We start from the raw sequence: 20718 nt of genomic DNA on the forward strand, positions 1-20718 counted from the left end.
GCCGGGCGCCGGCCCGCACCCGCCGTACCGGTAGGGGCTCAGCCGGACCGGAGGGCGGCGTCGAGGGTGGTCTCGCGCGGCCCCGGGAAGACGGGGGCGGCGTCGAGGACCACCGAGTCGAGGAAGCCCTTGGCCGAGGCGGCGAACTCACGGGCCGCGTAGGAGTAGGTGGAGACCCACTGCCGGGCCGAGTCGTCGCCGACACCGAAGGCCTCCAGGCCCGCCGTACGGCACAGCGCGACGGCCCTGGGCAGGTGGAAGACCTGGGTGACGACGGTCAGCCGGGTGGCTCCGAACACGTCGCGGGCCCGCACGCACGAGTCCCAGGTGTCGAAGCCCGCGTAGTCGAGGACGAGCGCGCCGGCGGGGACGCGGTGGGCGAGCAGGTAGTCGCGCATCACGGTGGGCTCGTCGTAGTCGGCACGGCTGTTGTCGCCCGACAGCAGGATCGCCCTCACCTTGCCCGCCCGGTACAGCTCGGCGGAGATGTCCAGCCGCCTGGCGAGCATGGGGGAGGGGGTCGCTCCCCGGGCTCCCGCCCCCAGGACCAGCGCGACCGGGGCGGCGGGGACCTCGCTCACCCAGCCGGGAGAGGAGCCGGCGACCGCGCGGTGCCCGGAGCTGGTCAGCCACGCCCAGGTCAACGGGGCGACGGCGAGCACGCTCAGCAGCACCGCCGCCTGGTAGGAGCGTCGGAAGGCCTTGCGCGACAGCGGCATCCGGCCATTGTCCGGTTAGGCGGGGACGGAGTCGAGCCTGTCCCCGCGGGCGGTCTGAGCGCCCAGCGGCCCCCGGGTCCGCATCGCGAACACCAGCCGCAGCGTGCAGATCCACACCAGCGTCGAGCCGAGCACGTGCAGGCCGACCAGGAACGCGGGCACGGCCAGGAAGTACTGGACGTATCCGATGATCCCCTGCGCCAGCTCCACGGCCAGCAGCGTCAGCGCCGCCCGCCGCGCGTGAGCGGGCGCGCCGGTCACGCGCAGGGCGAACAGCAGGGCGAAGGTGAGCCCGACCACGAGGTAGACGACGTCGGCGTGGATCCTGGCCACGACCTCGATGTCGAACGGGAACCGGGAGGCCATCTCGTCCCCGGAGTGCGGTCCGGTGCCGGTCACCACCACGCCCGCGACGAGCAGGACGGCCACCGCGGCGGTGAGCACGTAGCCGAGCGTGCGGATGTCACGGCGGACCAGCCGCTCCGGCGGCGCGTCGCTCTCCTGCGAGCGGGCGTGGAGGGCGACGCAGGCGGCGAGCAGGCCGATGGAGATCAGGAAGTGCATCCCCACGGTGAACGGGTTGAGCACGCTGTGCACGACCACGCCACCCCAGAGCCCCTGCACGGCCACGCCGATCGGCTGCAGCCAGGCGAGCCGGACCAGGTCCCGGCGCCGGGGCAGCAGCCTCATGGCGGCGAGCAGGCAGATCAGGCCGACGGCCAGGACCAGGAAGGTCAGCAGCCGGTTGCCGAACTCGACGGCCATGTTGATCGGGGAGATCTCGCCGTGGGCGACCGGGACGAAGCTGTCGGGGGTGCACCTGGGCCAGGTGGGGCAGCCCAGCCCCGACTTGCTGACCCGGACCGCCGCGCCGGTCACGGTGATGCCGGCGTTGACGACCACCGCCACCAGCGCCCAGCGGCGCAGGGTGGCGGCCGTGGGGGACCATACGGACAGCGTCAGGTTCACGGCTTGCCGACGGGCCTGGTCAAGGAGGTGCTTCACGGCTCACATGTTAGGCGGCGAGGGGGACGGTCCCGTCGCGGGCCCATGCGCACGCCCTGAGATGATCTGCCCCAGCCCGTACGGCTTGTGCTGTGTACCGGCGGGTATGACTCGGCTGAACTGGCGGAACGGCGGAGGCGCCCGATTGATCCGCGTAACAGTATGTGACATAGTACTGGTGGGTCAGGTTGCGGGAGTGAGGTGGGTCATGCCGGACGTCGTGGTGATCGGCGCCGGAGTCGTCGGGGCCGCGTGCGCGTACTACGCGGCGCGCGCCGGGCTGGACGTGGTCGTCGTCGACCGCGGACCCGTGGCGGGCGGCACGACCGGCGCGGGAGAGGGGAACGTCCTGGTCTCCGACAAGGAGCCGGGCCCCGAGCTCGACCTCGCCCTGCTCTCCAACGGCCTCTGGCGCGAGCTGGCGGAGCTCGACGGCTTCGAGTTCGAGGCCAAGGGCGGCCTCGTCGTCGCCGAGACCGGCGAGGTGCTGGAGGCGCTCACCGGCCTGGCGGGCAAGCAGGGGGTGGAGCACACGGTGGTCCCCTCCGGCGGGCTCGGCGACTACGAGCCCCACCTGGCCGGGGGCTTCGCCGGAGGCGTGTTCTACCCGCAGGACGCCCAGGTCCAGCCCATGCTGGCGGCGGCCACGCTGATCCGGCGCGGCGCCGACCGCTTCGGCCGCGGCACCCTGATGCTGCGCACCGGCGTCACGGTCGCCGGCTTCCTGCGTGACGGCGACCGGATCGGCGGTGTCACGACCGACCACGGCGACATCCTCGCGGGAGCCGTCGTCAACGCCGCCGGGACCTGGGGCGGCGAGGTGGCCGCCATGGCCGGCGTACACGTCCCGGTCCTGCCCAGGCGCGGCTTCATCCTGGTCACCGAGCCGTTCGACGAGCCGCTGATCAGGCACAAGGTCTACACCGCCGCCTATGTCACCAACGTGGCCAGCGACTCGGAGGGCCTGGAGACGTCCGCCGTCGTGGAGGGGACCCCGTCGGGGCCGGTGCTCATCGGCGCGAGCCGCGAGCGCGTCGGCTTCGACCGCACGGTCTCCGTGCCGGTGCTGGAACGCCTCGCCCGCCAGGCCGTCGAGCTGTTCCCGGCGCTGGCCGACCGCAGGGCGATACGGGCCTACTGCGGCTTCCGGCCCTACTGCCCCGACCACCTGCCGGTGATCGGCGAGGACCCCCGGGCCCCGGGCCTCCACCACGCCTGCGGCCACGAGGGCGCGGGCATCGGCCTGGCGCCCGCCACCGGCCACCTGATCGCCCAGACGCTGGCCGGTCACCGCCCCGACCTCGACCTCACGCCCTTCCGCCCGGACCGCTTCGAGGAGCGCCGATGAACCAGCCGTACGACCTCGTGCGAGCGCGGCCGGAGCCGGAGTTCGAGATCAGCGTGGACGGCGCCCCCGTCCCGGTGATCCCCGGCCAGACCATCGGCGCCGCCCTGCACGGCGCGGGCATCCGGTCATGGCGCACCACCAGGATCGGCGCCCGCCCGCGCGGGCTGTTCTGCGGCATCGGCGTCTGCTTCGACTGCCTGGTCACCGTCAACGGCAGCCCGTCCCTGCGGGCCTGCCTGACGGAGGCCCGCCCCGGGGACCGGGTGAGCACCGGCGCGCGAGCCGGACAGGTCGGGCCGGGCGGCCGGGCCGGGGACGGCGACGGGACCGACGGCGGGAAGACGGTGAACGGCCGGTGAAGCCCCTCTACGACCTCGCCGTCATCGGCGCGGGCCCGGCCGGGGTGGCCGGCGCGCTCACCGCCTCCTTCGCCGGGCTGGACGTCGTGCTGATCGACGCCGCGCCCAGGCCCGGGGGCCAGTACTTCCGGCACCTGCCGCAGGGCTTCAACGCCCAGGCGCCCGGGGCCCTCCACCACGGCCTGGACGGGTTCACCCGGCAGTGGGAGACGCTGCGCGCCCGCGCCGACGTGCTGCTCGGCCACAAGGTCTGGGCGGTGGAACGCGCCGAGGGGACGGTGACCGTACGGTGCCTTGAGGGGGACCGCGAGGAGCGGCCCCGCACGGTCACCGCGCGCGGGCTGCTGATCGCCACCGGCGCCCACGACCGGCCCCTGCCGTTCCCCGGCTGGGACCTGCCCGGCGTGCTGACCGCCGGTGGCGCGCAGGCCCTGCTCAAGGGCAACCTCGTCGTGGCGGGCCGGAAGGTCGTGGTCGCCGGGACCGGCCCCTTCCTGCTCCCGGTCGCCGCCGGTCTGGCCGAGGCGGGCGCGGACGTGCGCGGCGTCTACGAGGCCAACGGCCGGCTCGGGCTCGCCAGGCACCCGCTGCTCGCCGCGGGCAAGGCCGGTGAGGCCCTCGGGTACGGCGCGAGCCTGGCCCGGCACCGGGTGCCCTACCGCGGCCGCCACGCGGTGATCGCGGCGCACGGCGAGGGCGCGCTGACCCACGTCACCGTGGCGAGACTGGACTCCGCCTGGAGGCCGGTCTCGACGAGGACCGTCGAGTGCGACACCCTCGCCTACGGCTACGGCTTCGTCCCCCAGCTCGAACTGCCGGTCCAGCTCGGCTGCGCCACCCGCGCCGACGCCGACGGCAGCCCCGTCGTCACCGTGGACGGGGGGCTGCGCACCAGCGTGCCCGGCGTCTACGCGGCGGGGGAGTCCACCGGCGTCGGGGGAGCCGTGCTGGCCGAGGTCGAGGGGCGCATCGCGGGCCGGAGCGCCGCCGCGGACCTGGGCCGGCGCGTCCCGCCCCTGCCCCGCCTGTCCCGGCGCAGGGACCGCCTGGCCGCCTTCGCGAAGGCGCTGCTGGAGGCCTACCCGGTACGGCCGGGCTGGCAGGGGTGGCTCCGCGACGACACGCTGGTCTGCCGCTGCGAGGAGGTGCCCCTGTCGGCCGTGCGCGAGGCCCAGGACCTGGGCGCCATCGACGCGCGCTCCGTCAAACTGCTGGCCCGCCCCGGTATGGGCTGGTGCCAGGGCCGTATGTGCGGCTACGCCGTGGCATGCCTCGCCGGCGAGGATCCCGCGGCACCCCGGCGCCCGATCGCCCAGCCCATCCGGCTGGGCGACCTCGCCGCGCCGACCCGATCCCCCTTGGAAGGATGATTCAATGACGACCCGTGTGAAACCCTGGCGCGGCGTGATGGTGGCCACCGCGCTGCCTCTCCGCGAGGACCTCTCGGTCGACTTCGACGCCTACGCGGAGCACTGCCGGTGGCTGGTCGCGGGTGGCTGTGACGGCGTGGTGCCGAACGGCTCGCTGGGGGAGTACCAGACCCTGACGCCCGAGGAGCGGGCCCAGGTCGTGGAGACCGCGGTGGCGGCCATCGGCGGCGACCGGGTCATGCCGGGGATCGCCGCCTACGGAGCGGCCGAGGCCCGCCGCTGGGCCGAGCAGGCGCGCGACGCCGGCTGCCAGGCGGTGATGCTGCTCCCGCCGAACGCCTACCGGGCCGACGAGCGGATCGTGGTGGAGCACTACCGCGAGGTGGCCAAGGCCGGCGTGCCGGTGGTGGCCTACAACAACCCCTATGACACCAAGGTCGACCTCACCCCGGAGCTGCTGGCCCGGCTCCACGCCGAGGGCCTCATCGTGGCGGTCAAGGAGTTCACCGGCGACGTCCGGCGGGCCTATGAGATCGCCGAGCTCGCCCCGGACCTGGACCTGCTGGTGGGCTCCGACGACGTGCTGCTGGAGCTGGCCCTGGCCGGCGCGGTCGGCTGGGTGGCGGGCTACCCCAACGCGCTGCCCGAGTCCAGCGTGGCGCTGTACAAGGCGGCCCTGGCCGGCGACCTGACCACCGCGCTCCCGCTCTACCGCGCGCTGCACCCGTTGCTGCGCTGGGACTCCAAGACCGTGTTCGTGCAGGCCATCAAGCTCTCCATGGACCTGGCCGGGCGAAAGGGCGGCCCGTGCCGCCCGCCGCGGCTGCCGCTGGTCGCCGAGGAGGAGGCCCTCGTCCGCGCCGCCACCGAGAAGGCCCTGGCCGAGGGCCTGCGGTAACCGGGGGCAGGTCGTCCGCACTCCGTGGCCGGGCGCACCATTGAGTGCGGCCGGCCACGGGGCCGAAAGGCAGCTCACCCCCTGCGAGGAGTATCAATGAGGACGAAACGGGTCTTCCACGCGGTGGACTCCCATACCGAGGGCATGCCCACCCGGGTGATCACCGGGGGAGTGGGAGTCATCCCCGGCTCGACCATGGCCGAGCGCCGCGAGCACTTCCTGGCCGAGATGGACCACATCCGGACCCTGCTCATGTACGAGCCGCGCGGTCACTCGGCGATGAGCGGGGCCATCCTGCAGCCGCCGACCCGGCCCGACGCCGACTACGGCGTGCTCTACATCGAGGTCTCCGGCTGCCTGCCGATGTGCGGCCACGGCACCATCGGCGTCGCCACCGTCCTGGTGGAGACCGGGATGGTCGAGGTGGCCGAGCCGGTCACCACCATCCGGCTGGACACCCCCGCCGGGCTGGTCGTCGCCGAGGTGCGGGTCGAGGACGGCGCCGCCACCGCGGTGACCATCACCAACGTGCCCTCCTTCAGCGCCGGCCTGGACCGCACCGTCAAGGTGCCCGGCATCGGCGAGGTCGCCTACGACCTGGCCTACGGCGGCAACTACTACGCGATCCTGCCGATCGAGTCGGTCGGCCTGCCGTTCGACCGGGCGCACAAGCAGCCGATCCTCGACGCGGGCCTGGCGATCATGGACGCGATCAACGAGCAGGACGAGCCCGTCCACCCGCTGGACGCGGGCATCCGCGGCTGTCACCACGTGCAGTTCACCGCCCCCGGCTCCGACGCCCGCCACTCCCGGCACGCGATGGCCATCCATCCCGGCTGGTTCGACCGCTCGCCCTGCGGCACCGGCACCAGCGCCCGGATGGCCCAGCTCCACGCCCGGGGAGAGCTCCCTCTCGGCGCCGACTTCGTCAACGAGTCGTTCATCGGCACGCGGTTCGTCGGCCGGCTCGTCGAGGAGACGGAGGTGGCCGATCTGCCCGCGGTGGTTCCGACCATCACCGGGCGGGCATGGGTCACCGGCACCGCCCAGTACTTCCTTGACCCCCGTGACCCGTTCCCCGAAGGTTTCCTGCTTTGACACACGTGATCAATTTGATCGAGAGCCGTTCCCCGCACAACCCGGCCGACCTGGTCGCCTCCTTCCCCGCGGCGGGGGAGGCGGGCGTCCAGGCCGCGGTCCGGCTGGCGCAGGCCGTACAGCACGACTGGGCGTCGAGGAACGCCGCCGCGCGGGGCCACGGCCCTGGCGCGGGCCGCCGACGCCGTGGAGGGGGCGGCCGACGAGCTGGCCGCCCTGGTGGTCCGCGAGGTCGGCAAACCGGTGACCGAGGCGCGCGGCGAGGTCGCCCGCTCGGTGTCGATCCTGCGCTACTACGCCCAGCAGGTGTTCGACCCGGTCGGCGCGGTCCACGAGCCGTCGGGCGCGGGTCTGCTCTTCACCCGGCGGCGGCCGCTCGGCGTCGCCGGTCTGATCACGCCGTGGAACTTCCCGCTGGCCATCCCGCTGTGGAAGGCGGCGCCCGCGCTGGCGTTCGGCAACACGGTCGTGCTCAAGCCCGCCCCGCAGGCGCTGGCGTGCGCGCTGCGCCTGGCCGAGCTGCTGAACCTCAACGAGTTCCAGGTCGTGCCCGGTGACGCGGAGGAGGGCGCCGCGCTGGTGGAGGCCGCCGACGTGGTCTCCTTCACCGGCTCCGCCGCCGTGGGCGCGCTGGTGCGCGAGGCCGCCGTACGGCGCGGCGTGCCGGTGCAGGCCGAGATGGGCGGTCAGAACGCCAGCATCGTGCTGCCGGACGCCAACCTGGAGGCCGCGGCCGCCCAGATCGCGGCGGCGGCGATGGGCTTCGCCGGGCAGAAGTGCACGGCCACCAAGCGGATCATCACGGTCGGCAACGGCGACGAGGTCCGCGAGGCCGTGCTCGCGGCGGTGGCCAAGCTCGGGTTCGGCGACCCGTCCGACCCCGGCACGGCCGTCGGCCCGCTGATCGACGAGGCGGCCCGCGACCGGGTCGTGGACGCGGCGGCGGGCGCGGTCGCCGCGGGAGGCCGCATCCTGACCGGGGGCCGCGCCGTGCACAGCCTCCAGGAGGGCGGCCTCGGCGGCTGGTATGTGGAGCCGACGCTCGTGGACGGCCTGCCTGCCGACCACCCGCTGGCCTGTGAGGAGGTCTTCGGGCCGATCTGCGTGGTCCAGGACGCCGCCTCGGCGGACGAGGCGGTGGCGCTGGCCAACGGCGTCAGGTACGGGCTGGCGTCGGCCGTCTACACCAGCGACCTGGACAGGGCCCTGGACCTCGGCGCGCGGCTGGACACCGGCCTGGTCAAGGTGAACGCCCCGACCAGCGGCGTGGACTTCTACCTGCCGTTCGGAGGGCAGAAGGACTCCAGCTACGGGGGCCGGGAGCAGGGCAAGGCGGCCCAGGACTTCTACACCTCGACCCACACCGTCACCATAAGCCCGGCACGCTGAGAGACCGCCGTCCGTGAAGGGGCATCCCCGCCCGGGGGTGCCCCTTCGCGTATGCGCACCACGGGAAGATCAAAGATGTGTGAAGTTTAACGGTCTTGTTTCGGCTCTTGACGTGGGCATTCCACACCTAGTGATATGTCACATATCACTATTTGTGAGGAGCCGCAAATGCGCGCCACCCCCCTGAAGTCCCTCGCGTCGCTGGCCGCCGTCGGCCTCCTGGTCACCGGATGTGGCCAGGGCCTGCTCGGCGGCGACGACGGCGACAAGGCCGCCACCGCGAACGACCCGATCGTCCTCGGCATGCTGATCCCCCAGTCGGGCAGCGAGGCCGCCATCGGTCCCTATATGAGCAACGCGGCACAGCTGGCGCTCGACGAGATCAACGCCAAGGGCGGGGTCCTCGGCCGCAAGCTGGAGCTGAAGACCGCCGACGACGCCTGCGACGCCCAGTCGGCGGCGGCCGGAGCCAACAAACTGGTCACCGAAGGCGTGGACATCTCGGTCGGAGGATACTGCTCCGGCGCCACGCTTCCCACCCTGCCCATCTTCGGCAAGGCTAACATCCCGATGATCATTCCGGCCGCCAACTCCCAGGAGCTGGTCGACCAGAAGCTCAAGCACGTCTTCCTGATCAACGGCACCGGCTCCCAGCAGGCCGGGGCGGCGGAGAAGTGGATCGCCAAGCAGGGCGCCAAGAGCGTCGTGCTGATGCACGACAACACCAGCTACTCCAAGGACATCGCGCTGCGCACCAAGGCGCTGCTCGACGCCCCCGGTGACGCCGAGGCCGTGCTCGTCGAGACGGTCACGCCCAAGGAGAGCGACTACAGCGCCAACATCACCAACGTGCTGGCCAAGAAGCCCGACTTCGTCTACTGGACCGGCTACTTCCAGGAGGGCGGCCTGATCGCCCGCCAGCTCCGCCAGGCCGGGTACAAGGGCTCCATCATGGTCGGCGACGGCTCGGTCTCGCCCAAGCTGGTCGAGATCGCCGGGGCCGAGGCCGCCGAGGGCGTCTACGCCACGATGACCCAGACCCCCGACACGCTCGAAGGCGCCGAGGGCTGGATCGCGGCCTACAAGAAGAAGTACAACGCCGACCCCGGCCCCTACTCCAACCAGGCCTACGACGCCGTGCGGCTGGCCGCCGAGGCCGTCACCAAGGCGGGCGGCACCGACGGCGCCAAGGTCATCTCCGCGCTGGAGGCGATCGACGGGTTCTCGATGTTCTCCGGCCCGCTGAAGTTCACCCCCGAGCACACGCTGGCCAACGGCGGCTTCCAGATCCTCGTCGTCAAGGACGGCAAGATCACCCTGCAGGACTCTCTCAAATGACACAGCTCGTCTGGAACGGCCTGTTCGTCGGCTCGTTCTACGCCCTGGTGGCGCTGGGCTACAGCATGGTCTACGGGATCATCAAGTTGCTCAACTTCGCCCACGGCGACCTGTACATGCTCGGCGCGTTCGTCGGCTTCGCCATCCTCGGCGCGGTCGGCGGCGTGTCCTCCTCGATGGCCCTGCCGCTGCTGCTCGTGGTGCTCCTGGCGACCATGGTCCTCACCGGCCTGGCCGGGGTGGCACTGGAACGGATCGCCTACCGGCCACTGCGCCGCGCGCCCCGGCTCTCCCTGCTCATCACCGCGGTCGGCGCGTCCTTCGCCCTGGAGTACGGCATGCGCGCCGCCGCCGGGGCCGACCCGCGGGTCTACCCGGTACGGCTCGGCGGCACCTCCGTGGAGGTGCTCGGAGCCCGGCTGACCCTGCAGCAGCTCGTCCTGGTCGGGGTGGCCGTCGTCCTCATGATCGGGCTCAACCTGCTGATCACCCGGACCCGCGAGGGCCGGGCCATGCGGGCCATCGCCCTCGACCCGCGCACCAGCTCGCTGATGGGCATCGACGTGAACGCGGTCATCTCCCGGACCTTCTTCCTCGGCTCGGCCCTCGCGGGGGCCGCCGGGGTGATGGCGGGGGCCTACTACGGGAAGATCGACTTCCTGATGGGCTTCCTGATCGGGCTCAAGGCCTTCACCGCGGCCGTCATCGGCGGCATCGGCAACATCCCCGGCACCATGCTCGGCGGGCTGCTGCTCGGGCTGCTGGAGTCGTTCGGCACGTTCTGGCTGGGCGGCGAGTGGCGCGACGTGTTCGCCTTCGGGGTGCTGATCCTGTTCCTGACCGTGCGACCCACGGGCCTGCTCGGCGAACGTGTGACGGAGCGGGTATGACCGGCACGACGAAGGTCCGCCGGGTCGGCGCGGCCAAGCCCCCGACCCGTGCCTCGAAACTGCTGCAGAACAGGTGGGCCGGGATCGCCGGTCTGCTGATCGCGCTCCTGGCGCCGTTCGTCAACGCCAGCGGTTACGCGCTGTCGGTCATGACCAGCGCGGCCATCTTCGTGATGCTCGCGGCCGGGCTGAACATCGTGGTCGGCTACTGCGGCCTGCTCGACCTCGGCTACGTCGCCTTCTTCGCGGTCGGCGCCTACACCAGCGGGGTGCTGTCCACCCGCCTCGACCTGCCGCTGCTGGTCACCGTGCCGGCCGTCATCGTGGTCACGGTCATCGCCGGGATCATCATCGGCGCGCCCACCCTCCGGCTCCGCAGCGACTACCTCGCCATCGTCACCCTCGGCTTCGGCGAGATCATCCGGATCACCGCGAACAACCTGGACGTCACCGGCGGGCCCTCGGGCATCTACGGCATCCCGCACCTGACCGACAGTCCGGTGGTCTTCTACTACGTGACCGTGGTGATCGTCTCCCTGGCCGTCCTCGGTGCGGCCCGTCTGGGCCGCTCCCGGCTCGGCCGGGCCTGGCGGTTCGTCCGCGAGGACGAGGACGCCGCCGAGGCCATGGGTGTGCACACCTACCGGGTCAAGCTCGCCGCCTACATCGCCGGAGCGGTCTGGGGCGGTCTGGCCGGAGTCCTGTTCGCCGCGCAGCTGTCGGCGATCTCCCCGACCAGCTTCACCTTCCTGCAGTCCGCGCTGGTCCTGATGGCGGTCGTGCTGGGCGGCATGGGCTCGATCCCCGGCGTCGTCATCGGCGCCGTCGTGATCAGTATCCTGCCGGAGATCCTGCGCGACCTCGCCGACTACCGGTTCTTCATCTTCGGCGTCCTCCTCATCGCGGTCATGATCCTGCGCCCGCAGGGGCTGTGGCCCTCCCGATCCAAGGAGGTCTCGTGAGCCTGCTGAGCGTGGAGGACCTGCGCCTGTCCTTCGGCGGACTGCTGGCCATCGACGGGCTCACGTTCTCGGTGGGCGAGGCGGAGATCGTCTCCGTCATCGGCCCCAACGGCGCGGGCAAGACGTCGGCCTTCAACTGCGTCACCGGCTTCTACCGTCCCAGCTCGGGCCGGATCACCCTGCGGGGCAAGGACCTTCCCGGGCTGAGGCCGTCCGCCATCGCGGGCCTCGGCGTCGCGCGCACCTTCCAGAACCTGCGCCTGTTCGGCGAGCTGTCGGTCCTGGACAACGTGCGGGCCGGGTCGCACCTGTGGCTCAGGCAGAGCGTGTTCGACGCGCTGCTGCACACCCCCCGCTACCGCCGCTCCGAACGCGAGTGCACCGAGCAGGCCCACCACTGGCTGGACTTCGTCGGCCTGAGCGGTGACCGCTACAGCGAGGCCCGCAACCTGCCCTACGGCGAGCAGCGCCTCACGGAGATCGCCAGAGCCCTGGCCCGCCGCCCCGACCTGCTGCTGCTGGACGAGCCCGCCGCCGGGCTCAACCACGGGGAGAAGGCCGAGATGCTCGACCTGATCCGGCGGATCCAGGCGCTGGGCGTGGCGATCGTGCTCATCGAACACGACATGGGCCTGGTCATGGAGGTCTCCGAACGCGTGGTCGTGCTCAACTTCGGCAAGGAGATCGCCGACGGCCGCCCGGAGGACGTCCGCCGGAACCCGGCCGTCATCGAGGCCTACCTCGGGAGTGACGCCCATGCTTGAGATCGACGGACTGGACGTCCACTACGGCGGTGTGCACGCCCTGCGCGGCCTGTCCCTGACCATCGCGCCGGGGGAGATCGTCGCCCTGCTGGGCAACAACGGCGCGGGCAAGACCACCACGCTGTCGGCGGTCTCCGGCCTGGTGCGCTCCACCGCCGGGAAGGTCGTCTTCGACGGGCGGGAGATCACCAGGGACAGACCCCACAAGATCGCCGAACGTGGCCTGGTACACGTCCCCGAGGGCCGCAGGGTCTTCAGCACCCTCACCGTGCACGAGAACCTGCAGCTCGGCGGCTACCTGGTCCGCGACCAGGCCGAGATCCGCAAGCGGATCGAGCGCGTCTACGAGCTGCTGCCCCGCCTGGCCGAGCGGCGCGCCCAGCAGGGCGGCACGCTGTCCGGCGGCGAGCAGCAGATGCTCGCCATCGGCCGGGCCCTGGTGACCGGGCCCCGCCTGCTGCTGCTCGACGAGCCCTCCATGGGCCTGGCCCCGCTGGTGGTCGCCTCGGTGATGGAGCTGATCGCCGGGATCAACGCCGAGGGCACCTCGGTACTGCTCGTCGAGCAGAACGCCACCGCCGCGCTCAAGATCGCTCACCGCGGCTACGTGATCGAGAACGGCGAGTGCGTGCTGGACGGCCCAGCGGCCGACCTGCGCGAGGACCCCCGGGTGGTCGAGGCCTACCTCGGCGGAGTGTGAGGCGGAGCATGACAGGAGGGGGAACGATGGTTCACACGATCGACTACCACACCGGCGGCGAGCCGTTCCGGATCGTCGCCCACGGCGTGCCCGACATTCCCGGCGGCACGGTCCTGGAGCGCCGCGAGTCGGCGGCGGCCCCGGAGATCGACGGGGTGCGGCGGCTGCTCTGCCACGAGCCGCGGGGGCACGCCGACATGTACGGCTGCTTCCTCGTCCCGCCGGACGACGAGGGAGCCGATCTCGGCGTGCTGTTCTGGCACAAGGACGGCTACTCCACCGCCTGCGGCCACGGCACCATCGCGCTCGGGGTCTACGCCGTGGACAGCGGCCTGGTCCGGGCCGATCCGGACGGGGAGACCGACGTCGTCGTCGACGTCCCGTCCGGCAGGGTGACGGCCCGGGTCCGCTGCGCGGAGGGCCGGGTCGAGGCCGTCACGTTCCGGAACGTGCCGTCCTACGTGCTCGCGCGGGACGTCGAGCTGGGCCCGCTCGCCGGGACCGGCCCGGACGCGCCCGCCGCGGGCTCCGGGACCGGCCGGCTCGCCGGCGTCAGGGCCGACGTCTCCTACGGCGGAGCCATCTACGCCTCGGTCCCGGCCGCGGCGTTCGGGCTGAGCGTGGCGCCCGAGCACCTCACCGAGCTGATCGCGCTCGGCCGGGCGGTGAAGGCGGCCCTGGCCGGTCACCCCGCCTCCCGGCACCCGGGCGACGACCGGCTGTCGGGGATCTACGGCGTCATCTTCTACGACGAGCTGGGCCCCGGCCACCAGCGCAACGTCACCGTCTTCGCCGACGGCGAGGTGGACCGCTCGCCGTGCGGCTCGGGCACGGCCGCCCGGCTGGCGCTGCTGCACGCCGACGGCTTCACCGGCACGCTCGTCCACGAGGGCATCGTGGGGACCTCCTTCCGGGCCCGGGTGGCCGAGGTGACCGAGGAGGGGATCGTCCCCGAGGTGGAGGGCATGGCCTACCGCACCGGGGAGCACCGCTTCACCCTGGACCCGCGCGACCCCCTCGGCACCGGGTTCACCCTCCGGTGAGCGCGCTGCCCTACCTGGACGGGGAGACCCTGCGCGAGCTGGTGCCGATGGCGCGGGCCGTGCAGGCGCTCCAGGACGCGCTGCTGGCGGGGCTCGACCCCGAGGACACCCCGCGGCGGCCCGTCGTGGAGGTCCCCGCCGGGCAGCTGCTGCTGATGCCCGCCGCGTGGGGCCGTCACGTGGGGATCAAGGTGGCCGGGGTGGCCCCGGCCAACCCCTCACGCGGACTGCCGCGGATCCAGGGCGCCTACCTGCTGATGGACGGCGAGAGCCTGGCTCCGCTGGCCATGATGGACGGCGTCGCGCTCACCTCGCTGCGCACCCCCGCCGTCTCCGCGCTGGCCGTACGGCATCTGGCCGGGCCCGGTGCCTCGGAGATGGCGGTGTTCGGCACGGGACCGCAGGCGTGGGGGCACGTGGAGGCCTTCCGCGCGGTCCGGCCGGTGGAGCGGGTGAGCGTGATCGCCCGGGACGCGGCGAAGGCACGTGCCTTCGCCGCCCGGTGCGCCGCCGAGGGCCTGCGGGCCGACACGGTGGCCGATCCCGGACAGGCCGACCTGATCGCCTGCTGTACGACCTCCAGGACTCCCCTGTTCGACGGTAGGCTCACCCGGGATGACGCGACCGTGGTCGCGGTCGGCTCCCACGAGCCGGATGCCCGGGAGGTCGACGACGATCTCGTCGCGCGTGCCACAGTGGTCGTCGAAGCCCGCAGTGCCGCTCTCGCCGAGGCGGGAGACCTGATCATCCCGTTGCGGAACGGTACGATCACCATTGGTCACCTCGCCGGCAACCTCGGGGAACTGGTCGCCGGCGCGGTGCCTCGCGGTCCGGGGCCCCGGCTGTTCAAGAGCGTGGGCATGGCGTGGGAGGACCTGGTGGTGGCGGCTGCCGCCTACGAGGCGTGGATGCGAGTGAGATGAGAGGCGCGGGAATGGCTCCTTCGGCGGAGGACCGGCTCGACCTGCCGGTCGTGGGCGAGCGGCAGAGCCTGCGGGAGCAGGTGGCCCACGCCCTGCGGGCCGCCCTGATCACTGGTGAGATGCGGCCGGGGGTGGTCTACTCGGCGCCGGTGCTGGCCGCCCAGTTCGGCGTCTCGGCGACGCCGGTGCGCGAGGCGATGCTCGACCTGGCCAAGGAGGGCCTGGTCGAGGCGGTGCGCAACAAGGGCTTCCGGGTCACCGAGCTGTCCGAACGCGACCTGGACGAGCTCACCGAGATCCGCCGGCTCATCGAGGTGCCCACGGTGGCGCGGCTGGCCGACCGGGCCCGTGCGGACAGCTTCGAGCTGCTCCGCCCGGTGGCTCAGCAGATCGTCGACGCGGCCGAGCGCGGCGACCTGCTCGCCTACGTGGACGCCGACATCCGCTTCCACGTGGATCTCCTCGCGCTGGCGGGCAACGCGCACCTGGTGGAGGTGGTGCGCGACCTGCGCAAGCGGGCCCGCCTGTACGGCCTGTCCGCGCTGTCCGCGCGCGGCGGACTGGTCGACTCCGCCCGCGAGCACCTCGACCTGCTCGACCTGCTCTCCGCGGGGGACGCCGGCGGTTCCGAGCGGCTGATGCGCAACCACATCCAGCATGTGCGGGGCATCTGGGCCAGCAAGTCGGAGTAGCCGGGCCCTCGGTTCAGCGGGAGGCGCGGGTCGCGCCCACGCTGGCGACGACCACGCAGCCGATGGCGGCCCATTCACGGACGTCGAGCACCTCGCCCAGCACGAGCAGGCCCACCATCGCGGCCACCGCCGGCTCCAGGCTCATCAGGATGCCGAACACCTGCTTCGGCATCCTGCGCAGGGCCTCCAGCTCGATCGAGTAGGGGATGACCGACGACAGCAGGCCCACCCCGAGCCCGATCAGCAGCAGCTCGGGCTGGAGCAGGTCGGCGCCGCCGGTGCCGATCCCGACGGGGGCGATCAGCAGGAACGACACGATCATCGCGAAGGACAGGCCGCTCGTGCCGGGGAAGCGCTGGCCCACGGCGGCCGAGAGCAGGATGTAGCCCGCCCAGCAGACCGCCGCGACCAGGGCGAATCCGATCCCGGCCCAGCTGATGCGCGACGCCGTCGTCCCCCAGGGCGCCAGCAGCACCACGCCCGAGCCGGCCAGCGCGACCCAGAGCAGGTCCAGGCGGCGGCGCGAGGCGGCCACCGCGACCCCGAGCGGGCCGAGGAACTCGATCGCCACCGCGATGCCCATGGGCAGGCGGGCCAGTGCCTCGTAGAACGACAGGTTCATCACGCCCAGCGTCACGCCGAAGGCCACCCCCAGCCCGACGTCCACGCGGGTCAGCCCCTTCAGCCGGGGCCGGGCGACCACCCCCATGATGAGCGCGCCCATCGCGATCCGCAGGAACACCACCGCGCTGGGCGGCAACTGGGAGAAGAGGTCCTTGGCGAAGCCCGCGCCCACCTGGACCGACAGGATCGCCAGCAGCACCAGGCCGGACGGCGGGATGGCGTCGGAGGCGGCCCTCAGCAACGCTCCCGGCCGGGGCAGCCCCGGCTTGTACGGCTCGGCGGGCCCATGCAGGGCTTCGGCGGTCATCAGACTCCTCGCGCCAGAGGCTACCCAGGGGCTAAATGGTCTTTCACACCTTACTAAGCCCGGCGCGGCCCCCGGGACGACGTCCGCGATGCGAGATCGGCCTACCGGGTGTAGAGGGCCACGGTCATGCCGGGCGACCGCCCCGTACGCCACGACCGGTCCCGGGTGAACCCGGCCCGGACCAGCGCGCCGGGCCTGTCGCTTCCCGAGCTCGCGCTCCCGCGGTTCCCGCGCCAGAGCACCCAGACCCGCTCGCGCCCGTCGAGGGCGGCGGTGACGTCGGTGCGCTCCGGGTAGTCGAAGGAGTCCGGCCGGGGATGAGGGCCGGCGAGCAGTACGTCGTCGGGGAGGCTCCGCCCGCCGTAGTAGAGCATTCCGGTCCGCAGCCAGGACCCGTTGTACATGATCGCGTCACCAGGGAGGACGTTGTCCGAGATGATCCGCACCGCGAGGGGGAAGTTCTCGCGGTGCCCGTCCTCGCGGCGGACGTCCAGTTGCCCGGGCAGTCCGGCGGTCAGGGCGGTCGTCAGGGCGAGCGCGGCGAGCAGGGGGGACATCGAGGCGAGCGCGAGGCCGGCCAGCAGCGCGTAGGCCGGCACCGTCGCGAACAGGTAGCGGTCGACGTAGACCGGGGAGATCAGGTGGGACATGCCGAACAGCAGAACGGGCGGCAGGACGGCCCAGCCGGCCAGGAGCGTGGTCCAGAGGCAGTGGACACGGTGCCGCCGGGCGAGCAGCAGGCCGGTCAGTGTGAGAGCGAGCAGGATCCCGCCCGCGGGCGCGGTGCCCCCGGCCGTCCTGGGCAGGGCCAGGAAGACCGCCGACCCGGGCATGTCGATCCACCTGATGGCGTGCCGCTCGGTGAAGCCGACCACCGCCCAGACGGCCCCCGGAACGCATCCCACGGCCAGGGCGGGCAGCATCCTGGCCAGGACGCCCCGGCCGTACAGTGCCAGGGCGAGCACGTGGGCGGCCAGCACGAGCAGTGCGAACACCTGCGTGCAGCCGAGCAGGGCGACGGCCGCGGCGTATCCCCACCGGCCGCCGCGCCGTCCCGGTTCCTCGATCGCGCGGTGCAGCGCCCAGGCGGCCAGCACCGCGGCCGCGGCCGCGAAGGCGTAGGGGCGGACGTTCTGCCCGTGATGGGAGACCGACGGCAGGAACACGTACACGGCGGCGGCCGTCATCCCGGCGGCCGGGGAGTGCAGGCGCCGTCCCAGGCCGGCGATGAGCGCGGCCGCCGCACCCGTCGCGACCGCCGAGGGCAGCCGCAGCCACCACTCGGCCTGCCCGAACCCCGCCCACAGGTGCATGAACGCGTAGTAGGGCAGGAAGTGCCCGTCGACGTGCTGCGCGAGCTCCCACAGGCCCGCCGCGCTCCGGCGGGCCGCGCTGAGGGTGGCCAGCTCGTCCGACGACTGGGAGACCCTCGATGAGCCGGCGACGGCGACGATCGTCGCGGCGAGGCCCACGGCCGGACTCGGCCAGAGCGGTCCCGTCCGCCGTGCCGCCGGTGGCCGCGGAGCACGCGCTCCGGTGATGATCACTCAGGGGATGCTAGGGGCCCTTGATCATTCCGGGCGGCGCGTCCGGGTAATGGTTGTACGCGGGATGCCAAAACTTTCCGGTCATTCCCAGCGGAATGTCCGGGAGGTGATGAAAAGCGAGACCACCGCCCATCCGGCCAGGATCGCCGCCGCGGACACCGGCAGGCCGGAGCCCTCGGTCAGGACCGAGCGGAGCCCGCCGGTCAGGGCGGAGATCGGCAGCAGTTCGAGCACCGGCTGCACCGAGTCGGGGAACTTCGACATGGGGAAGATCACACCGCCGCAGCCGAGCAGGACCAGGTAGACCAGATTGGCCCCGGCGAGGGTGGCCTCGGCGCGCAGGGTGCCCGCCATCAGCAGGCCGAGCCCGCTGAAGGCGGCGGTGCCCAGCAGGATCAGCGGGAGCGCGGCCAGCGGGGAGCCCGCCGGGCGCCAGCCCAGGGCGAGCGCCACCCCGCTGATGACGGCCACCTGGATGATCTCCACGGCCACCACCGCGAGCGTCTTGGCCAGCATCAGCCCGGTCCGTGACAGCGGGGTCGCGCCCAGCCGCTTCAGCACGCCGTAGCGGCGCTCGAAACCGGTCGCGATGGCCTGCCCGGTGAAGGCCGTCGACATCACCGCCAGCGCGAGCACGCCGGGGGCGATGAAGTTCACCCGGGGGCCGCCGCCGACGTCCACCAGCGGCGCGGCGGAGAACCCGACGAGCAGCAGCACCGGGATGATCATCGTGAGCAGGAGCTGCTCGCCGTTGCGGAGCATCGCCCGGATCTCCGCGCCCGTCTGCGCCAGCACCATCCGGGGCAGCGGCGCGGCCCCCGGGGCGGGGGTCAGGTCCAGGGTCGTCACTGTGCTCTCCTGCGGTCTGGCGCGGGCCGTGCGCGGCGGGGGGTCATCGGAGCTCCCGGCCGGTCAGCTCCAGGAAGACGTCTTCCAGGGTGCGGCGCTCGATGCTGAGGTCGTCGGCGGTGACGCCCTCGGCGGCGCACCAGGCCGTCACGGTCGCCAGCAGCTCGGGGCCGACCTGTCCCTCGATGATGTAGTGGCCCGACGGCGACTCCTTGGCCGCGCTGCCGGAGGGCAGGGCGGTGAGCAGCTCGTCCAGGATGAGCCCCGGCCGGGCGCGGAAGCGGAGCTGCCGCTCGGCACCGGTGAGCGAGGACGGCGTGCCCTCGGCCACCACCTTGCCGTGGTCGATGATCACGACCCGGTCGGAGAGCTTCTCCGCCTCGTCCATGTGGTGGGTGGTGAGCACCACCGAGACCCCGCAGGCGCGCAGGTCGTCGACCAGCTCCCAGCACGCGTGCCGGGCCTGGGGGTCCAGCCCCGCGGTCGGCTCGTCGAGGAAGACCAGCTCGGGGCGGCCGATGACGGCCGAGGCCAGCGACACGCGCTGCTGCTGGCCGCCGGAGAGCCTGCGGTACGGCGTGCGGACGTGCCCGGTCAGTCCGAGCCGCTCCAGCAGCGCCGCCGGGTCCAGCGGGTGGGCGTGGAAACGGGACATCAGACGCAGCCACTCACCGCAGCGCATCGCCGGGGGCACGCCCCCGGCCTGGAGCATCACCCCGACCCTCGCCCGGAGCTCCGGGCGGGAGGGGTCGAGCCCGAGCACCTTCACGATGCCGCCGTCGGCTCGGCGGAATCCCTCGCAGATCTCGACCGTCGAGGTCTTGCCCGCGCCGTTGGGCCCGAGGATCGCGGTGACCGCGCCACGGGTGGCACTGAGGCTGAGGCCGTCGATCGCCGTCGTTCGGCCGTATCTCTTGACCAGATCGATGATCTCGACGGCTGGGGATTCCATGGCCACGAGTTTAGGGACTGCGCTGGACGGTCACGTTCCCGGACCTGCCGCTCGGAGCCCCCCATGCCCGGTAAAAGGCTTCGGGCGGATCCCGCCAAGCCCCCTGATCGCCCACCAGGCGGCCCAAGCCGCCCATGTAACGCTGCGTGTGTCCCGAATCACGACTTGAGGAGGTTCGGCGTGTCCGAACGGAGTGGCCGCAAATCCGGTGTCCCGTGCTGGGTCGACCTGTCGAGTACCGACGTCACCCTGTCGGTCAGGTTCTACCGGGAGATCTTCGGCTGGGAGGCGGTGTTCGATCCGCGCCCGGAGTCCGGCGGATACGGCCGGTTCACGTTGAGGGGAAAGGCCGTCGCGGGGATCGGGCCGAGCCGCGGCGACGGCGTGTCCTCCGTCTGGAACACCTGGGTGACCACCGAGGACGCCGGCGTCACGGCCGCCAAGGTCCGCGAGGCCGGAGGAGAGGTCGTCGTGGAGCCCTCGGGCGTCTTCGGCGAGGGCTCCACGGCCGTCGTGCGGGATCCCTCGGGCGCCTGCGTCACGGCATGGCAGGCGGGCCCGGACCAGGGCGCGGAGATCTTCGGCGAGCCCGGCGCGCTCGCCTGGAACGAGCTGGTCACCCGGGACACCGGCCGGTGCGGGTCCTTCTACCCGGCCGTCTTCGGGTGGGGCGTCAAGGACGTCGACGGGGCAGGGGGGCGGTGYGTCGAGTGGCAGGTGGACGGCCACCCGGTCGCGGGGATGACGGAGTCGGGCCCCCGGGTCCCGCCGGACACGCCGCCGCACTGGCTGGCCTACTTCGCGGCCGAGGACGTCGACGCCACCGTGGTCAGGGCCGAGGAACTCGGCGGTACCGTGGTGCTGCCCCGGACGCCGGCGCCAAGGGGGCCGGTGGCGGTGCTGGCCGATCCGCAGTCCGCCCTCTTCGCGATCGTCGGACC

General features: G+C 72.8%; 21 protein-coding genes. 15 read left to right on the forward strand and 6 right to left on the reverse strand.

Going from position 1 to position 20718, the window contains the following annotated elements; all coding sequences use genetic code 11:
* Positions 1-38: 38 nt before the first annotated feature.
* Complete coding sequence (locus CA984_RS29255; RefSeq protein ID WP_086576738.1) at positions 39-719, reverse strand: SanA/YdcF family protein; 681 nt, start codon at positions 717-719, stop codon at positions 39-41.
* Positions 720-734: 15 nt separating this feature from the next.
* Entirely contained in the window at positions 735-1724 is a 990-nt protein-coding gene (locus tag CA984_RS29260) for a COX15/CtaA family protein (RefSeq protein WP_086576739.1), read from the reverse strand.
* A 208-nt stretch (positions 1725-1932) separates the two neighbouring features.
* Here CA984_RS29260 and CA984_RS29265 point away from each other — a divergent pair, with 208 nt between their 5' ends.
* From CA984_RS29265 to CA984_RS29330, 14 genes are all read left to right on the forward strand, one after another.
* Positions 1933-3072, forward strand: a complete 1140-nt coding sequence (locus CA984_RS29265) for an NAD(P)/FAD-dependent oxidoreductase (protein ID WP_086576740.1) — start codon at positions 1933-1935, stop codon at positions 3070-3072.
* Positions 3069-3431, forward strand: coding sequence for a (2Fe-2S)-binding protein (locus tag CA984_RS29270; RefSeq protein ID WP_086576741.1), 363 nt, complete (start codon positions 3069-3071; stop codon positions 3429-3431). The genes CA984_RS29265 and CA984_RS29270 overlap by 4 nt, the downstream gene beginning before the upstream one ends.
* Positions 3428-4801 carry an FAD/NAD(P)-dependent oxidoreductase gene (locus CA984_RS29275; RefSeq protein ID WP_086576742.1) on the forward strand — a complete coding sequence of 458 codons (1374 nt, stop codon included), beginning with the start codon at positions 3428-3430 and terminating at the stop codon, positions 4799-4801. Before CA984_RS29270 ends, CA984_RS29275 begins: the two co-directional genes overlap by 4 nt.
* A gap of 4 nt (positions 4802-4805) precedes the next feature.
* Positions 4806-5699, forward strand: a complete 894-nt coding sequence (locus tag CA984_RS29280) for a dihydrodipicolinate synthase family protein (protein ID WP_086576743.1) — start codon at positions 4806-4808, stop codon at positions 5697-5699.
* Positions 5700-5795: 96 nt separating this feature from the next.
* Positions 5796-6797, forward strand: a complete 1002-nt coding sequence (locus CA984_RS29285; protein ID WP_086576744.1) for a proline racemase family protein — start codon at positions 5796-5798, stop codon at positions 6795-6797.
* Between the two features lie 186 nt (positions 6798-6983).
* Positions 6984-8186, forward strand: coding sequence for an aldehyde dehydrogenase family protein (locus CA984_RS29290; protein WP_207621086.1), 1203 nt, complete (start codon positions 6984-6986; stop codon positions 8184-8186).
* A gap of 168 nt (positions 8187-8354) precedes the next feature.
* Positions 8355-9524, forward strand: a complete 1170-nt coding sequence (locus CA984_RS29295) for a branched-chain amino acid ABC transporter substrate-binding protein (protein WP_086576745.1) — start codon at positions 8355-8357, stop codon at positions 9522-9524.
* The gene (locus tag CA984_RS29300) at positions 9521-10414 is read left to right on the forward strand and encodes a branched-chain amino acid ABC transporter permease (protein WP_031167112.1); all 894 of its coding nucleotides are present in this window, start codon (positions 9521-9523) and stop codon (positions 10412-10414) included. Before CA984_RS29295 ends, CA984_RS29300 begins: the two co-directional genes overlap by 4 nt.
* Positions 10411-11376 (forward strand): branched-chain amino acid ABC transporter permease, encoded by a 966-nt coding sequence (locus tag CA984_RS29305; RefSeq protein ID WP_086576746.1) that lies wholly within the window; start codon positions 10411-10413, stop codon positions 11374-11376. The genes CA984_RS29300 and CA984_RS29305 overlap by 4 nt, the downstream gene beginning before the upstream one ends.
* Positions 11373-12140: an ABC transporter ATP-binding protein gene (locus tag CA984_RS29310; RefSeq protein ID WP_012892468.1), complete on the forward strand. Its 768-nt coding sequence runs from the start codon at positions 11373-11375 to the stop codon at positions 12138-12140. The genes CA984_RS29305 and CA984_RS29310 overlap by 4 nt, the downstream gene beginning before the upstream one ends.
* A complete protein-coding gene (locus CA984_RS29315; protein ID WP_086576747.1) occupies positions 12133-12840 on the forward strand; it encodes an ABC transporter ATP-binding protein in 708 nt (235 codons plus the stop codon). The genes CA984_RS29310 and CA984_RS29315 overlap by 8 nt, the downstream gene beginning before the upstream one ends.
* A gap of 26 nt (positions 12841-12866) precedes the next feature.
* The gene (locus tag CA984_RS29320) at positions 12867-13883 is read left to right on the forward strand and encodes a proline racemase family protein (protein WP_086576748.1); all 1017 of its coding nucleotides are present in this window, start codon (positions 12867-12869) and stop codon (positions 13881-13883) included.
* A complete protein-coding gene (locus tag CA984_RS29325) occupies positions 13880-14806 on the forward strand; it encodes an ornithine cyclodeaminase family protein (RefSeq protein WP_086576749.1) in 927 nt (308 codons plus the stop codon). Before CA984_RS29320 ends, CA984_RS29325 begins: the two co-directional genes overlap by 4 nt.
* Before the next feature lie 11 nt (positions 14807-14817).
* Positions 14818-15498 carry a GntR family transcriptional regulator gene (locus tag CA984_RS29330; protein WP_086576750.1) on the forward strand — a complete coding sequence of 227 codons (681 nt, stop codon included), beginning with the start codon at positions 14818-14820 and terminating at the stop codon, positions 15496-15498.
* A 13-nt stretch (positions 15499-15511) separates the two neighbouring features.
* Here the strand turns inward: CA984_RS29330 and CA984_RS29335 are convergent, their stop codons facing one another.
* The 4 genes from CA984_RS29335 to CA984_RS29350 all read right to left on the reverse strand — a co-directional run bounded on the left by CA984_RS29335 (position 15512) and on the right by CA984_RS29350 (position 19777).
* On the reverse strand, positions 15512-16429 hold the full coding sequence (locus CA984_RS29335) for an EamA family transporter (protein WP_207621088.1): 918 nt from the start codon (positions 16427-16429) through the stop codon (positions 15512-15514).
* A gap of 101 nt (positions 16430-16530) precedes the next feature.
* Entirely contained in the window at positions 16531-17976 is a 1446-nt protein-coding gene (locus tag CA984_RS29340; RefSeq protein ID WP_133061809.1) for a glycosyltransferase family 39 protein, read from the reverse strand.
* Positions 17977-18057: 81 nt separating this feature from the next.
* The gene (locus CA984_RS29345; protein WP_423229332.1) at positions 18058-18825 is read right to left on the reverse strand and encodes an ABC transporter permease; all 768 of its coding nucleotides are present in this window, start codon (positions 18823-18825) and stop codon (positions 18058-18060) included.
* 43 nt (positions 18826-18868) lie between these two features.
* Complete coding sequence (locus tag CA984_RS29350) at positions 18869-19777, reverse strand: ABC transporter ATP-binding protein (RefSeq protein ID WP_086576755.1); 909 nt, start codon at positions 19775-19777, stop codon at positions 18869-18871.
* A 180-nt stretch (positions 19778-19957) separates the two neighbouring features.
* On the opposite strand from CA984_RS29350, the gene CA984_RS29355 reads away from it, so the two are divergent.
* Positions 19958-20718, forward strand: a 761-nt coding sequence (locus CA984_RS29355; protein ID WP_086576752.1) for a VOC family protein, incomplete at its 3' end; no start/stop codon positions are given.

Source organism: Streptosporangium minutum (genome assembly GCF_002149035.1).
Lineage (GTDB): Bacteria > Actinomycetota > Actinomycetes > Streptosporangiales > Streptosporangiaceae > Streptosporangium > Streptosporangium minutum.

What these genes read in the sequence shown, in the direction of transcription:
- CA984_RS29305 (WP_086576746.1), top strand. Translation starts at nt 10,411, where the DNA reads ATGACCGGCACGACGAAGGTCCGCCGGGTCGGCGCGGCCAAGCCCCCG.
- CA984_RS29300 (WP_031167112.1), top strand. Translation starts at nt 9,521, where the DNA reads ATGACACAGCTCGTCTGGAACGGCCTGTTCGTCGGCTCGTTCTACGCC.
- CA984_RS29255 (WP_086576738.1), bottom strand. Translation starts at nt 719, where the DNA reads ATGCCGCTGTCGCGCAAGGCCTTCCGACGCTCCTACCAGGCGGCGGTG.
- CA984_RS29270 (WP_086576741.1), top strand. Translation starts at nt 3,069, where the DNA reads ATGAACCAGCCGTACGACCTCGTGCGAGCGCGGCCGGAGCCGGAGTTC.
- CA984_RS29350 (WP_086576755.1), bottom strand. Translation starts at nt 19,777, where the DNA reads ATGGAATCCCCAGCCGTCGAGATCATCGATCTGGTCAAGAGATACGGC.
- CA984_RS29265 (WP_086576740.1), top strand. Translation starts at nt 1,933, where the DNA reads ATGCCGGACGTCGTGGTGATCGGCGCCGGAGTCGTCGGGGCCGCGTGC.
- CA984_RS29320 (WP_086576748.1), top strand. Translation starts at nt 12,867, where the DNA reads ATGGTTCACACGATCGACTACCACACCGGCGGCGAGCCGTTCCGGATC.
- CA984_RS29295 (WP_086576745.1), top strand. Translation starts at nt 8,355, where the DNA reads ATGCGCGCCACCCCCCTGAAGTCCCTCGCGTCGCTGGCCGCCGTCGGC.
- CA984_RS29335 (WP_207621088.1), bottom strand. Translation starts at nt 16,429, where the DNA reads ATGACCGCCGAAGCCCTGCATGGGCCCGCCGAGCCGTACAAGCCGGGG.
- CA984_RS29330 (WP_086576750.1), top strand. Translation starts at nt 14,818, where the DNA reads ATGGCTCCTTCGGCGGAGGACCGGCTCGACCTGCCGGTCGTGGGCGAG.
- CA984_RS29315 (WP_086576747.1), top strand. Translation starts at nt 12,133, where the DNA reads ATGCTTGAGATCGACGGACTGGACGTCCACTACGGCGGTGTGCACGCC.
- CA984_RS29285 (WP_086576744.1), top strand. Translation starts at nt 5,796, where the DNA reads ATGAGGACGAAACGGGTCTTCCACGCGGTGGACTCCCATACCGAGGGC.
- CA984_RS29280 (WP_086576743.1), top strand. Translation starts at nt 4,806, where the DNA reads ATGACGACCCGTGTGAAACCCTGGCGCGGCGTGATGGTGGCCACCGCG.